Source organism: Streptomyces sp. NRRL F-5630 (assembly GCF_000719475.1).
In the GTDB taxonomy this organism is placed as follows: domain Bacteria; phylum Actinomycetota; class Actinomycetes; order Streptomycetales; family Streptomycetaceae; genus Streptomyces.
In genome coordinates this window covers 1-13749 of the sequence record NZ_JOGO01000053.1, presented here as the reverse complement: position 1 = coordinate 13749, position 13749 = coordinate 1, and the positions used below count along the sequence as shown (strand labels likewise).

Here is a 13749-nt window from a genome sequence, read left to right as displayed (position 1 = left end):
TGGAGGAAGCTGATGAACGAGCCTTGCCAGGAAGGCGAGAAGCACCGCTGCAGGCGGCCTGAACAGCATCCCAGCACGCCTGACGCCCCATCAGAACGAGCGTCAAACGAGCATCATTTCAGCGTCAAGATATCGCCCGTAACGCCACACGGCACATAATGCGCCCACGCAAACCGCAGGTCAGGAGCCCTTCGCCACCGGCTCCAGGATCGCCACGCACTCGAAGTGCTGCGTCATCGAAAAGATGTCGGCCTGAAGGGATACGAGAAAGCCGCAGGTCAGAGCCGGATTCTCTGCTCAGCGCCCTTCGTGCGGACGCCCGGAGCGTCAAACGAGCGTCAAGCCAGAGAGTCCGTACTGCTCAGAGCTGAGCGGACTGCGGCAACCAGCTCCCCCGGAGATCCGCCCCGGACGCCAGCTCGCACATCATGACCCTCGCAATGTCCCCGGCCGCCAAAACGGGATTACGCCCTCTAGCCCGCAGCATCCCGCACCCACGCTAAACGGCCTCTCGGGTGCGATCGCTGAGGACCTCTCGCTGTAGCGGGGGTCCCGCCGCCGCCTGCCGGAGTCACTGGACGAGTTGCACGGCCCGACCCGGGTGATCGTGGATGACCTTGTACGACATGTGCAAGCCCCGCCAGCGCATCAGCCTGTACCGCACCGTCCTGCACGAGGGCCGACCCAATGACCTGCCCCGCTACCTCAAGCAGAACTCCAAGACGGTCGGCGCGCCCGCGGTGAAGAACGCCGCGCGAAGGTCCGGTACGGACACGCCGGGCACGGATCCGGCACCGTACACCGACGCGGTCACGGCGAAGCCGATCGCTCCTTCGCATCACCGGGTGGTCCGGATCGGTCCGGAAGCCCGTCCCGCGACTCCGGACTCGACGTCGTCCACGACGAGTGAGGAGGTCGGGAGGACCGTCAGCCCCGCGAAGACCCCGTTGCCGAGAAGCGAGGCCGGTACGGCGGCGGTGTAAGAGTCGCCGGCGCCGTGTCGCGCCGGGAGCGCCCCCGCCGTTCGGTCTCACCGCGGGCACCGCCGCGCGGACCGCGCTCACGCCGGAGCACCACCGCTCCATGGCGGGACACGGGGCTTGGTGTGTGAGAGGCATGTGATGGAAGCGCCGTCGCGCGGCAGTATCGCCGACCGGATCAACAGGTCGAGGGACCTTGTGGTCGTCGGCGGGGAGGCCGAGCTGCGCCTGGCCCGGCTGCTCGCCTCCGAGCAGCTCCGCTCAGGGGAGGTGTCACCCGCCGCCACCGAACAAGCGAAGCAGCTCATCGCCGAGCTCGCCGCCGCCGCGGCCCTGCACGGCCGGGTGCGAGGCCGAAACCTCCGCCTCGCTCTCACCCTCGACACGGCAGCTGGCACCCTCCGTATCGCGGTCACAGCCGCCCGGCGGCGAACTTCGCCGACACGGCCAAGGCGTTCGTCTTCTTGCGGTATCGGGCCACCTCGCGGGCCCGTGAGTTCAGGCCCATGAGTCGGCTGGTCGTCCGGTCGACGACCGTCCCGGCAGGACCTGGGACCCTGGTAGACCGCGCGCCCTTGGATAGGCCCGCACCGGTGGGCGGAACAGGTTCTCCGCCCACTGCGGAACCGCGACCGGCACGCCCGTGATCGCCACGGCCATGTCCGGTCACGGTTCACATGCCAGCTCTTTCACCCGCCCAGCGCCACGCATTCCCGGAGCACCGGTTCCAGGCGCAGCTGGGTGTCCTCATGGGCGAACACCTGCAAGGCATGCAGGCAGTTGACGATCCACCGAGCCTCGTGCTCGTCATCGATCTTGAGCGCGACAGCGGTCACCGCACCCTCGATGTCGAAGAGGCCGTCCTTGAACTCGTCGTCGAGGGCCCGGTACCCGGCGGCCAGCAGCGGCTCCGCGTACACGCCGGTCGCCTCGGCGAATGCACGGGCCTCGGCCCGGTCCGTGCGGAGGTCGGCCAGGCGGCGCAACACCTCGTCGGAGTCACCCAGTTCCTCGTGCAGGTGGTGGGCCCGGTCCACCAGGACTGGCCAGCCACCGGTCAGTTCGTGGAGACGGTCCAGGCGGTCCTCCGTGTGGAACATCTCCACGCGCTGGGCCCAGCCGCGCAGGCTGCGGTGGTCATGCCGGCGCAGCACCACCGGGGCGGCCGAGGTGGGTTCAGTTCCCGTCAGCAGTGAGCGCCACAGGGCGAGCTGAGCGGGATCGGTGACAAGGACGACCGAGCGGGTGACCCCCGGGGTAGCGGGCAGCAGCGTCTCGGCCAGGTCGACGGCTTCACGGCAGGTCGCGGGCCGGACCGGGTCCCGGTAGTTGACGAAGTCGCTGATGACGACCCGTCGTTCGCGGGGGCGACCGCCGGTGAGTTCCTGCTTGTAGACGCTGGGCTTGCCGACGGGCGGCAGCGTCCAGCCGTCGATCGGTCCGGCGATCGTGCGCAGGGTCCGGGCGACGTCGGTGACTCCGGTGGCGGTGGTGCCAAGGACGACCCGAGTCCGGTTGGAGCGCTCCCCCAGGAGGTCGTCGAGCTGGATGTTGGTCAGCGGAGCCGGCCGACCGTCGGGCAGCTCGGGGCGGCCCTCCTGCACGATGCTCTCCTGGAGTTCGCAGTCCTGTTCGGCCCTGAGCAGACGTGCCTCCACCTCGTGGGAGGTACCGATCATGCGCAGGGCGTTGGGACCGCGCAGATGCCAGCCCAGGCCGTCGTGGTTGGGCGCGAGGATGCCGAGACCGACCATCTCGGAGAGGTAGGCACGGAAACCCTCGGTGTCGAGCTGTTCGAAGCCCTTGCGCCAGTACGTCTCGCACTCCTCGCGGAGCTCGGTGTCGCTCAGCCGCACCTCCAGGCCGTGATGGCGGGCGTGGTACGCCAGCACGTTGGCGATCACGTCGTAGCGGTGGTCGAGGCTCAGCGTGTCCTTGAAGGCCGCCGAGATGCCGTCCCGGAGTGCGGCGTCCGACTCCACGATCTCGATGTCGGCCACCTCCACCTCGTAAGGGGGTTCCCCGGCGCCGCGCCGCGTCCGCTTGCGGTGCATCAGCTCGACCAGCCGGTGCCCGAACATCTGGAGCAGGAACGGCTGGTACGAGCAGTAGCCGAGTACACGGTTGACGAGATCCAGGTCCTTGAACTCGAACCCGAGCGCCCGCATCGGCTCGACCAGCAGTTCCGCAGCCGACTGGGGAGCCAGCGGGCCGATCACCTTCGGAGTCTGGGCGAGGTGGCCGAACGGTCCGTTGCTCGCGAGCTTGGAGAAGCGCTGGACGGAGTGAAGTCCTGCGAAGACGACCTTCGCCGCGTCCTTGGTGTCGGACCCGAGGCCCTTGAGCTTCTTAGTCTGGTCGAACCGCGGGGCGTCGGCCTCGAAGAACTGGTCGCACTCGTCGAGCAGGATCAGCAGTCGGCGCCGGGAGTCCCCGTCCAGCCAGGTCCGGATGCCGGCGCGCACCCGCTCGGAGATCTCCTGCCTTTTCCCGCGCCCCTGTGGCCGGTCTTCGAGCACCTGTGCAACGGTCAGCTCCCTCAGCAGGACGCTCCACAGCGCCTCTGGCCCGCGCGAGCTGCCCTTGCCGATGTTCTCCTGGTCGAGGTTGACGTACACCGTCTGGTGGTAGCCGGGGCGCTGCTCCGTGAACCGTTCCCCGGCGTCGGCGAGCAGTGCCGACTTGCCCAGGCCCCGGCCGCCGTAGATGACCTGGGTGCCACGCGGGTCGAGGATGCTCTTGCGTTCGGCGTCGCGGCCGTAGAACATCTCGCCGCCGATCCGGCCGCGCTTCTCCCTGATGTACGGGTTGACGCCGGAGAAGGGCAGCAGGGTCTGCGTGGCGGCGCTGACCTGGCGGTCGCCGCGGGCCGCGAGATAGGAGAGGGCGGCGTCGTCCACCACCAACAGCGGCTGCAGCCGGTCGGAGCCGGCCGCGAGTTCGACTCGGGCCTCACGGCTCAGCGTGCCGAAGTAGACGACGAGCAGGCCCGCTCCGCTGGTGTCGCGCTCCGCCCAGCTCATGACGACCTTGGCGGGCGGTCTGCCCCAGACCATCATCACCCGCAGGTTGCCACCCTGCTCCGTGATCTGCGAGCCGAACGCGGGTGCCTTCGCCCTGCCGTTGATCTCCACGCCGGTCGCTTCGAAGAGACGGTACTCCCGCCGGTGCTGGGACCGGTCGTCGAGCGGCCTGGCGCTCTTGGCGTCGTAGCCGAGGAGCTTGAGGAGGGGCGGCACCTGACGCGTCGGAGCCACCTGGAGCCTGTCCTTCCGTTCGGTGGCCGCAAGCGCACGCCACTCGTCGAGGGCGTCGGCCGCGAGCGCCGCCTCGTCGGGGGAAAGGCCGCCGTAGTCCAGGACGGGGACCATCGGATGCTTGCCGCCTGACCTGACCAGCTCGACGAGGTCGTGGTCGATGCCTCCAGGCAGGCCGTCGGGCACGGCCGGGAAGAACTCGGTCAGATGGGATTCGCCGCCCTCGATCTCCGGGACGGGTTCGCCGATCTCCAGGAAGTAGACGAGATCGGCGGCGGTGGCCAGGTCGTTCGTCTCCAGGCGCCGCAGGACCTGGGCCCGCTCCTCCAAGGAGGGGTCAAGGGCGTCGAGCCGGGCCCGGATCCGGTCCGCCGCCTGCTTCCGGAAGGCCGGCAGGCCACTTCGTACCTTGTCGAGCGCCCGCCGCACGTCCAGCAGGTCGTGCCGACCGGTGCCTTCGAGGCGGTCACGGGCGTCGGCGAGTAACTCCTGAAGGCCCAGGTCCTGGTCCTCGGTCACGGCGCCGTCGGCCTGAGCGCGGTGCAGTTCGGCAACGAGGTCGCTGTGTGCCTTCCGCAGCTGCGCACGCCGGGCGGTCTCCCTTTCGTCGATCTCGGCTTCCGCGGGCGGGGCGAACTCCCCAGCCCCGGCGGCAGGCAGCAGCCCTCGTCCGGCGAGGTCGACGATGTCGCGGGCCGCGGTGAAGGCGTCGTACGAGAGCCGCTCGTCGAGGGCGTCCTGCCAGCTCCGGTCGACCGCGGTCAGCAGCTCGCCCAGCGACGGTTGACCGTCGTGGGTGTCCTGCACCTTCAACAGCTCTGCGTCGAGCGCGAGTTCCGGGTCGGCCGGGCCGCCGTGACGCGTGGTCACGCTGTCGCCGGCCAGCAGAGCGAACAACTCCTCCATCGAGGCGTGGGCCGCCCAGGCCATCGCGCCCGAGAGGGCGTCCGGGCGCCGCGCCAACCGCTCCAGTTCACCCAGCGCCGCTTCCCTGCCGTCCAGCAGGGACTGACGCAAAGAGGAGATCTCCCTGACCGCACGGCTGCCGTCGGAACGGTCGCGACGGGTGCCGTCGACCGCCATGCACCACTCCTTGACCAGGCTGACAACCCGCTCCACGAGATGCACCAGATCCTGCCGCCCGGAGCCCTGGAGCGGTTTGCTGCTGGACGAGCGGTACTTGCGGTCCATGCGGTCGATCTCGCTGTTGACCTCGGTCAGTTTCGACAGCCGGTCGGCCTGCTCCCGCACCTGCTGCAGCGCGTCGCGGTCGTCGCCGACGACGGTCGTGAGCAGCGATCCAAGCATCCCGTCGCCGGGGGCGAGCCAGCGCTTGGCGATCTCCGTGGCCCGTGCGAACCGCAGCCGCTGCGGCGCGAGCAGGTCGCGGCTCTGCTCACGCAGTTCCCGCAGCCGGGTCTCGGTCTCGGAGACGTCCGCGACCAGCGGCGAGGCGATCAGCAGGGCGCCGCTGAGAGCACGGTCGGCGACGGCGGTCGCCGCCTCTCCGAGCCGGTCCGGGAGCCGGGGCACCAGCGCCTTGAGCTGAGCGCCGGCAGCATGGTCGCCGGTGATCAGCGCGGTGCGCAGCAGGGCGGGGAGGAGGAGGAGTTCGCTGCCTTCGGTGTCCTGGCCCGCGTATCCGCCGTACTCCTGGAGGAGATCCGCCGTGAGCCGGGCACTCTGGCTGTTCCCGGAGGTGAGCAGCGCGGCGGCACCGGCCAGGCGGAGCGCCGCCACCTGGGGCTCGACGTGGCCGGCGGCACTCGCCACATGGTGGGCGAGTCCGAAGCGCCGCTCCACGACCAGCCGCGCCAGGACCCCCTCGACCGCGGCCTCATCGGTGGCTCCGTCCGCCACCGGGGCCGCTTCCCGGGCGAGCGTGTCCTCGGCGGGAGAGACCGTGGGAGCGGCGGGCGCCACGACCGGCGCATCGGCGGACGTGGGGGGCGCCGGGTCGTTGTCGGCGGCCGCCGCGGCGTCTGCGTCTGGGGCGTGGACCGGCTCGGCGGTCGTCGTGACTTCCGGCATGGCGGTGGACTGGGGCGCGTTCGCCTCGGTCGGTGCGGCCGACTGCACGGTTACGTGTTCCGAGGTCGTCTCGGTGTCGGCGGGCTGGTCGGTGCCATGCGCCTCGGCGGCCCCGACGGGGCGCGGGTCACCGTCCACCGACTGGTCCAGCGTCAGCTCAGGAGCGATCAGCACCGCCATGGCGCACGTGGGCAGGACCCGTACGACCTGCGCCTGCAGTGCCAGGATCTCCGTCGCGGCCTCCGCCTGCCGCCCCAGCCTGATGAGGCGGGCCAGAGCGGCGAGCGCGGCGCCCTCCTCGCGTTGCGGCTCCTCCCACACCGGCACGTCCAGCAGGCGGCGGGCCGCGCCGCGCACGGCCTCGGCGGCAGCGACGGCAGCGACGGAGCTGTCCGGGCGGCAGGCGACATTAAGCAGCTCCCGCAGCGGCTCGCGGGCCTGGAGATCACGCTTCCGCGCTGTCCAGTGCGCGCGTGCGGCGCGCGTCATGTCCGCCAGGCGACGAGGCACCCCCTCGATCCCGGCGGCCCGGAACACCGCTTCCACGTCATCGAAGGCAGTGCTCAGCGCAGCGAGCGAAGCCATGTCCTCGTCCTGCGGAGGGCGGCCGTCCATAACCGCGTCGGTGACCTTCTCCGCGGTCTGGCGGGCCTCTGCGAGGGCGGACTCCAGCTGCCGACAGGTCTCCTCCGGAGTCGTTCCCTCCTTGCTCCTGGCGCCCTCGGAGGCCGCAGCGGTCTCCTCGTGCGAGGCGCTGGGGTCCGCTGCCGCGGTCTCCGGTGCGGAGGCACTGGTGCCCGGCCGGTCGGCGACGGCAGCACGCTCCGGTTTCCCGTCCTTCGCGAGCGCCGGCTCGTCGTCGGTTGCCGCTCCGGATGCGAAGTCGGGGTACGCCTCCACGAGGGACCGCGAAGCGGCAGCTACGGCGGCGAGCCGAGCCGACTCCTCGTCACCGACCGTCACCCCGAGCCAGTCCTGGTCCGCCGCCCAGGCAAGGATATGGGCGTCGGTGACGGTGGCGTTGCACCACGCGAACACGGTGGCCCGAACCAGCGTGGCGCCCCACCGGGCAACAGGGTCGCGGACCGTCTCACCGTCTTGCGCCAGGACGAATTCCCCGACCTGGTTCATCACGGTGACCGTGAGACCCCTGACCCCGCATGTGCACGCGTGCTGTCGTGACTCGCGCCGCAGTCTGGCGAGCACATCCCGGCACAGGGCACTGCTCACCCGTCGAGGGGCCGACATGCGGATGCCAAGACTGGTGAGCAACTCCTGGCGGTGTTTGGGCCGCAGGGAGTTGAATGCGAGCTCCACCATGTCCGCAGTGAGGTCGTTCAGGGCGGCGACGGCCGGGGATTCCAAGGCGTTGAGCGCGGCGGCGAGGCCTTCGAGGTCCTCGGCTGAGACACTCGACGGGGACCATGGCGGCCCTGTGACGACGCGGTAGCGGTCCTGCATGTACACGCACTCCGTTTCTGTGGGCGACGGATGGGGGAAAGGGCGGCCGAAGCCATGGACGCGCGAAAGCGGTGAAGGATCAGCTGCCACGCGTGTGCTCGGTCACGAACGTGTAGCCGTACGGCAGTTCCCAGCCGTCCGCCTTGCCGAGCCTGCGGCAGTGCTCCCGAAAAGCCGCGCGCTGAACGTCGCTGGGCGAGCACCCCGGCCGCAGGCGGCGCAGATGGCCTGGGACGAACTGCACGCCGCGCAGTCGCTCACCGCCCGGCTCGCCACCGCCCCACGGCCGTATCACCCGTGGCCCGGCGGGACGGTAGCCGATCAGGAAGATGATCCGCTGTCCGTCACGCGGCGGGAAGTGCGGCTGGCCCCAGGCGTCCCTGCTGCCGAGGGCCGGCTCCAGAAGATGTTCCGCGAGCAGTTCCGCGACGGCCGCGTCGAGGGCGGCGGCCTGCGACCGGGCCGGCAGACGCCCATAGACCGCGCTCGGCAGGACCGTTCGATCCATCAGGGCATGGCCGTCCAGGGTCAGCAGACCGCAACGGCGCACGGTGCGCATCACCAGCTGCCGGGGACCGAGCCCGACCGCGCTGTCACCATGGCGGCTGCTGCCCGGCACGTCCTCCCTGGTGAGCACGCGGGGGTCGTAACAGTGCCCCGCCCCACGGTCACCGACCTGCACGCACTCCTTCAGTCGCGTCGTGGCGAGGCGGATCACTGTGTCGCCACGACGTCGGCGCAGCTCCAGCATCAGGCCGGGGAAGAAGTCACCGGGCCAGACGATCCCCGTCAACCGATTCGAGTCGTCGCCGAGTTCGACCGTGACGTCCTGAACCGCCTCCTTCTCGTCCAACGTTTCACCGGCGTGCTCGAGTTCAAGGCGCAGCGTGGGGTGCGCGCCGTGCGACTCGCAAAGCTCCTCCGCGACGAACGGGTGCAGGGGGAACCAGCCGTCGATGAGATGAGCCAGCCGCAGGGGCGCCCGCCAGACGATCTCCTGCGCGTCGCTCCGCAGGAGTTCACCGGGGCCGAGGAGGTCGTCGTCAGCGAGGGGCAGATCTACCGGTTCCAGCTCCGCCTCCGCCTCCGGCTCCGGCGGTGCGGGCAGCGTGGAGGCCCAGCCGCGTCCGGCCGGGACCAGGGGGTTTCGGGGGACCTCCGCGTCACCGGGATGATGGGACCGCCACACCCCTCCCCCCTCGAACGCGTCGTCGAGGGTGATCCGGGAGCCGTTCCCGAACAGACCCTGGTCGCTGTCCCCCTGGACCACGTCGGCGAGCGCCAGGTTCACCCGGCACACCGCAGCGGCGTACCCCGCTCCCCTGAGCCGTTCCGCCGCCCCGGGGAAGCCGCGCAGCCGTGGTCCGACCGCTGTGTACACAGTGACCGGAGCCACAAGGCCGTATCGCCGCCTCACCGGGGTGGCCGCGCGCTCCACCTCGGCCACGAGAGACCTGACATCGTCACCTCCCAGCGGCCCGGTGTCCCGCCAGCAATCCGCGAGGGAGGCGCGGGTCATGGCGTAATGACCCCAGGTGCGTAACGCGGCACTGGAGTCGAGGACACCCCGCACCGTGTCGAGGAGACCGAGCAGCCCCGCCCGCAGGTCTTCATCGTGCGTGCCGCCCACCAGGGCGGCGAGGGACACGGGGACGAAGGGGCTGAGCAGCTGCTGCCGTGCCGTCGTCAGAAGGTGGTCCGCGTAGGCCGTCAGATCGTCGCGCCGGGCTGCTTCCCAGGACGGATAGCACACGTCAACGACGACATGCCCGTCCTCATTGATCCAGCGCCCACGCGTGCGTAAGCGATGAAGCTGGGCGGGTGACAGACCCAGGGCCGGACCGAAGGCTCGAAGGTCCGGGACCAGCAGCTCCCTGCGCCGTGGCGCGGCGTCAGCACCGGGCCTCCCAGGGCCCTCGGCGCCCGCGGGCGCCCCCGACACCCAGGCCGGCACGTCCCCGAGCGCGCCCACCTCCGGGTGCGCGCCCTCCCGGTAGACGATCTCGGCGTAGAGCGGGTCCGACCCGGTGGTGACACACACCATGGCACCGACCGGGAGCACGGGAGCACACTCGCCGGAGGTGATCACGGGAAAGTCGTCGAGGCACAGCGGGCTTCCGCCATAGCCGTCACCGTCGAGGTCATATCCGAAGTACACGGCGTTGAAGGCAACGGTGGTGTGCACCGGCGCCGCACGGGCCGCGACAACCGCCTCGATGTAGCTCCGCAGCCGACTGCGTTCCTCGTCGGGGACGGCGGCGTAGCCCTCCGTCATGGCAGAGGTCAGAAGAGCCCGGTCACCGTATGGATCCGGCACCCCCGTGCGCTCACGTTCTTCGACCCCTTGTGCTGATACATGCGGGTCCCCACCCATGACACCTCCGCTGCACTACAGGTCGCCCCGGCCCACCTGCGGTGATTCCCGCAGAGTATGCCCATCCTTGGGTTTCTTGTAGCGCTTTCATCACTTTGCGACGGCCCACGACGATCGAATCCGTCACCGCGTTCGTCGGGTCGCGTTCTCCCCCCAAGGTACGTGGGGCCGGGATGGTCACTCGCACCGCCTTTGGCGGCGCAGCAGAGGCTTCCGCTTCGAGCGTCATCCGAGCGTCAAGCATCTCCGAACGGCCCTCTGAAGGCGTCGCTCATGCGGGCGCCTCGCTCGCGAATACGCCGGTGAGCGAGCCACAAAGATCGAGTCGCTCACTCGACCCCGCAGGAGCGCCGTCAAGAGGAGCGCAATCCCTGGACGCGCCTGCCCAAGTACGACGAAGAGTTCAACGGTCGCCTCGCTCTCGGCGCGCCCTCCGGGAGCTGGTACCAGCACTCGTACTCGTACAGCGACAGCGCCCGGTGGACATTGGAGTCACGGCTGGGGCACCTACTGCAGAATCTGGAACGCCTTGCGGCGGAAGCCGACCGCCGGGAGCGGGAGAAGGAGCTGCGTGAGGCCGAACAGCGGCGCCGCTGATACGCGGCCGTCGCGCGGGCTCGCGAGCAGCAGATCGAGCAGCACAGGGCGATGATTCTTACCGGGCAGATTCGGGACTGGCGGCAGGCCGAAGAGATCCGCGCCTTCTGCCGGGCAGCCCGCGCCCGAGCAGGCGAGGCGCCGGTCGCGACGGAGGAGGCGGACTGGCTGGAATGGGCTGAGGCGTACGCGGTGCAACTCGACCCCTTGAGGGAACCCTTGCGCACTCCTGTGGATCCGCCTGCCGGGCGGGAGGCGCTGCGTGAGCTGGCGAAGATCGATGCCTACGCCTACGCGTGGCCCTTCGACGCAGACGGCCGCTGGACGCTTCCCGGAGACTGTCCAACCGACCCGCGAACGTGACCCGGCCCGGCTCAACCGGGAAACGCCTTTGCCCTGTCCGTGGAGGACAGGGCAAAGGAACGTTCATGCGACGATGGTGAGCGGGGTTTCCATGCGTTCCCAGGCTCCCAGCACAGCCTTATGGGCGTCCGGCTGGAGGTGGGCGTAGCGCTGGGTGGTCTGGAAGCTCTCGTGGCCGAGAAGGTGCTGAACCTCGTAGAGCGAGACTCCCCTCTGGACGAGCCACGAGGCGCAAGTGTGGCGCATGGAGTGCGGCGGGTAGTGCGGGACGAGCTGCAACTCGCCGTCGTCGCCGAAATGGTAGGCAGCCTCGACAGCAGGCCACCAGGTCTGCCGACGCCAGTTGCTGTCGGCGAGGAGGCGCCCGGAGCGGCCCTTGGTGATGGTCGTGAAGACCACTGCGTCGCGGTCGAGCCGGTGGATGTGCCGTTCGAGGGCCTCCAGGACGTGGGGCGGGAGCGGGACTTCCCGGCGGCTCTTGGAGCTCTTGGGGTACTCCTTGATGCCGCTCTTGGTGTTGACCTCCACGACGAACAGGCGGGAGCGGCGCGTGTCGATGCGGTGGCGGTGCAGGCCGGAGAGCTCTCCCCAGCGCAGTCCGGTGTAGAAGCCGAGCAGGCACATCGTCCGCCAGGCGGGGGAGAGTCCGTCGAGGATGCTCTGCGCCTGGTCGGGCGTGAACCACTGCGGCGGTTTGACCGCGATGGGCGGCAGATCGATGCTGCGGCACGGGCTCACCGCGATCACATCGTCGTCGACAGCAGCGCGCATGATGGACGACGTCAGGTTGTAGGCCCGCTTGATCGCGGCAGGGCCTGCGCCCTTCTCGACCAGGGAGCGTATCCAGCTCTGGACGTCCATGCGGGTGATGGCCCGCATCTCCCAGTCAGCCCAGTACGGCATGACGTGGTTCTTGATGCTGGACGCATCGCCCCGCAGCGTGTGGGGTTCGACTATGCGGGCGTTCCACCACCGGTCGTGCCACTCCCGGAACGCGATCTCGCCGGCCCGCGGGTCCCGCATGCCTCCACGGGCGAACTGGGTCTCCAGCTCGATGCCCCAGGCCCGCGCCTGGGCCTTGAGGGGGAAGGACTCGCTGAACCGGTCTCCGGCCCGGTTACGAACGGTCGCCTGCCACTTGCCGGACTTCAGTTTGCGCAGGTACGCGGTACTACTCCTTTGTTCGGAAGCGGTGAGGTCTGGGCTGGGGGCGGGAATTCACCGACGGAGGCGCGGGGAGCCAACCAATCTCCTGGCGATGAACTCCTCAAGCCCGGCAGCAGGGACACGGACGCGAGATCGTTCCGTCCCGGTGCGCAGGTCGACGACCGGGAGGTCGCCGGCGGCGATGAAGCGGTAGACGGTGCGCCGGTCGACGTCCAGGGCGGCGGCGACAGCGGGAATGGACAGCAAACGGGCAGGCATGCGCGAGTCCTCGGAAACAGAGGGGGGAAAGGCTAAGCAGGTGAATTGATTCAGCCGGGCTGCCGGCAGTCCACGGCGCAGGTCAACCGGCCCTGTAGGGCAGTGGGAACCAGATCGCTGAGGGTCGAGCCATGTGACACGGCCGCGTGCGGCGTGGACCGCCGACGTTCGAAATGTGCTCGGCGCGTGCTCTTCGCGCTCGGATCGTGAGTCGGAGCGCGAGAGGGGAAACTACCGCTCGGGAATGCCCGGAAGGCGCAGGCTCTCTTCCAGGTGCTCCCAGTCGATCTCGATGTCTTCCAGCCGGAAGCGGTGCGGGTACCGCAGCGCAATCCAGCTCGCACTCACGCCAGCCCACTCGGCGACACCCCACGCAGGAACGCCCGCCTCGAGCCAGCGGTCCAGACAGGAGTCACGCAGGCTGGAGACTTGCTCCCCCAAGCCCGCCTGCACCTCGTCCGGGCTCAACACCGCTTGGCGAGCGCGCCTCCACGCCCTCTTGTATTCGGAGGACGCCAACGCCCCACCCCGCTCGGCCGGGAACAGCAGGTCTTCAGCTTCCAAACCCGCCTCGTCGATCCAGCGCCTCAGCACACCCACGACGTCCGGGGAGACAGGAACCCTCCGGCTCTCGCCGGCACGGACCAACACCTCCCCGAACTCCGCGTCCGGGAGCGTCACGTCCTGCACCCGTACCGAGACTGCTTCACCCGGCGAAAGGGCGGTGCCCGCCATAGCGGCGAGGAAAGGGAAAACGGCTCCCGAAGATTCCTCCTGGAGCCACTCCAGAAGGGCGCGAACATGGTCCGCTGAGAGCAAGGACGATTCACCTATTGCCAGCTTCGACAAGCTACATGACTCCTCACACGAGACATCGGGATGCGTCGGCATCCCCTGGTCACTCAATGGTCTGCAGAAGCGCCGGTTTGGCCAACCGGCGATCGTCGGCTATGTTGCGCCCGCGACGCACCTCTCGCGGTCCCGACTGATGCGCAGAGAGCAGGTTCTGCTTTCTCAAGACCGCTCTAGGTTTGCTTCCTTCGCCGAGTTAATCCAGTCCGTATGGGACTCAATGTGTCTGCTGTCGGCGAATCTGTCCGAACCCACACATACCTACCCCTCGGTGACCAAGGGAACGCGAGGATAGAGCAGGCGCCTTCTAAGACGTTGTTTTATTTGGTGAGTCGGCGGTGGCAGATGAGGGCTGCGGCTATGCCGACGAAGGCGAGGAAGTGTTCGGCCTTGCGCTCGTAGCGGCGGT

At 69.5% G+C, this 13749-nt stretch carries 8 protein-coding genes and 1 pseudogene; 2 read left to right on the top strand and 7 right to left on the bottom strand.

All coding sequences use genetic code 11. The annotated features are described in order from the left end of the window. Positions 1-611 precede the first annotated feature (611 nt). Complete coding sequence (locus tag IF99_RS35100) at positions 612-983, top strand: hypothetical protein (RefSeq protein WP_051703618.1); 372 nt, start codon at positions 612-614, stop codon at positions 981-983. A gap of 686 nt (positions 984-1669) precedes the next feature. Here the strand turns inward: IF99_RS35100 and IF99_RS0122195 are convergent. The 3 genes from IF99_RS0122195 to IF99_RS35495 all read right to left on the bottom strand — a co-directional run bounded on the left by IF99_RS0122195 (position 1670) and on the right by IF99_RS35495 (position 10745). Further along, positions 1670-7729 (bottom strand): hypothetical protein, encoded by a 6060-nt coding sequence (locus IF99_RS0122195; RefSeq protein WP_030998511.1) that lies wholly within the window; start codon positions 7727-7729, stop codon positions 1670-1672. A gap of 79 nt (positions 7730-7808) precedes the next feature. Beyond that, positions 7809-10004, bottom strand: a complete 2196-nt coding sequence (locus IF99_RS0122190; protein ID WP_234340805.1) for a hypothetical protein — start codon at positions 10002-10004, stop codon at positions 7809-7811. 606 nt (positions 10005-10610) lie between these two features. Next, positions 10611-10745, bottom strand: a complete 135-nt coding sequence (locus IF99_RS35495) for a hypothetical protein (RefSeq protein WP_267882252.1) — start codon at positions 10743-10745, stop codon at positions 10611-10613. A 6-nt stretch (positions 10746-10751) separates the two neighbouring features. Here IF99_RS35495 and IF99_RS31715 point away from each other — a divergent pair, with 6 nt between their 5' ends. Continuing rightward, on the top strand, positions 10752-11063 hold the full coding sequence (locus IF99_RS31715; RefSeq protein WP_030998508.1) for a hypothetical protein: 312 nt from the start codon (positions 10752-10754) through the stop codon (positions 11061-11063). Between the two features lie 63 nt (positions 11064-11126). On the opposite strand, the gene IF99_RS0122175 is transcribed toward IF99_RS31715, so the two are convergent. The 4 genes and pseudogenes from IF99_RS0122175 to IF99_RS33590 form a co-directional block, all read right to left on the bottom strand. Further along, positions 11127-12086: a tyrosine-type recombinase/integrase gene (locus IF99_RS0122175; protein ID WP_234340804.1), complete on the bottom strand. Its 960-nt coding sequence runs from the start codon at positions 12084-12086 to the stop codon at positions 11127-11129. 195 nt (positions 12087-12281) lie between these two features. Beyond that, on the bottom strand, positions 12282-12488 hold the full coding sequence (locus IF99_RS0122170) for a helix-turn-helix domain-containing protein (protein ID WP_030998504.1): 207 nt from the start codon (positions 12486-12488) through the stop codon (positions 12282-12284). A gap of 231 nt (positions 12489-12719) precedes the next feature. Further along, positions 12720-13379: a tyrosine-type recombinase/integrase gene (locus IF99_RS0122165; RefSeq protein ID WP_078655206.1), complete on the bottom strand. Its 660-nt coding sequence runs from the start codon at positions 13377-13379 to the stop codon at positions 12720-12722. 281 nt (positions 13380-13660) lie between these two features. After that, a pseudogene (locus IF99_RS33590) lies at positions 13661-13749 on the bottom strand (IS5/IS1182 family transposase); the annotation flags it as partial.

What these genes read in the sequence shown, in the direction of transcription:
- IF99_RS35100 (WP_051703618.1), top strand. Translation starts at nt 612, where the DNA reads ATGACCTTGTACGACATGTGCAAGCCCCGCCAGCGCATCAGCCTGTAC.
- IF99_RS0122195 (WP_030998511.1), bottom strand. Translation starts at nt 7,729, where the DNA reads ATGCAGGACCGCTACCGCGTCGTCACAGGGCCGCCATGGTCCCCGTCG.
- IF99_RS0122190 (WP_234340805.1), bottom strand. Translation starts at nt 10,004, where the DNA reads ATGACGGAGGGCTACGCCGCCGTCCCCGACGAGGAACGCAGTCGGCTG.
- IF99_RS31715 (WP_030998508.1), top strand. Translation starts at nt 10,752, where the DNA reads ATGATTCTTACCGGGCAGATTCGGGACTGGCGGCAGGCCGAAGAGATC.
- IF99_RS0122175 (WP_234340804.1), bottom strand. Translation starts at nt 12,086, where the DNA reads ATGCGGGACCCGCGGGCCGGCGAGATCGCGTTCCGGGAGTGGCACGAC.
- IF99_RS0122170 (WP_030998504.1), bottom strand. Translation starts at nt 12,488, where the DNA reads ATGCCTGCCCGTTTGCTGTCCATTCCCGCTGTCGCCGCCGCCCTGGAC.
- IF99_RS0122165 (WP_078655206.1), bottom strand. Translation starts at nt 13,379, where the DNA reads ATGCCGACGCATCCCGATGTCTCGTGTGAGGAGTCATGTAGCTTGTCG.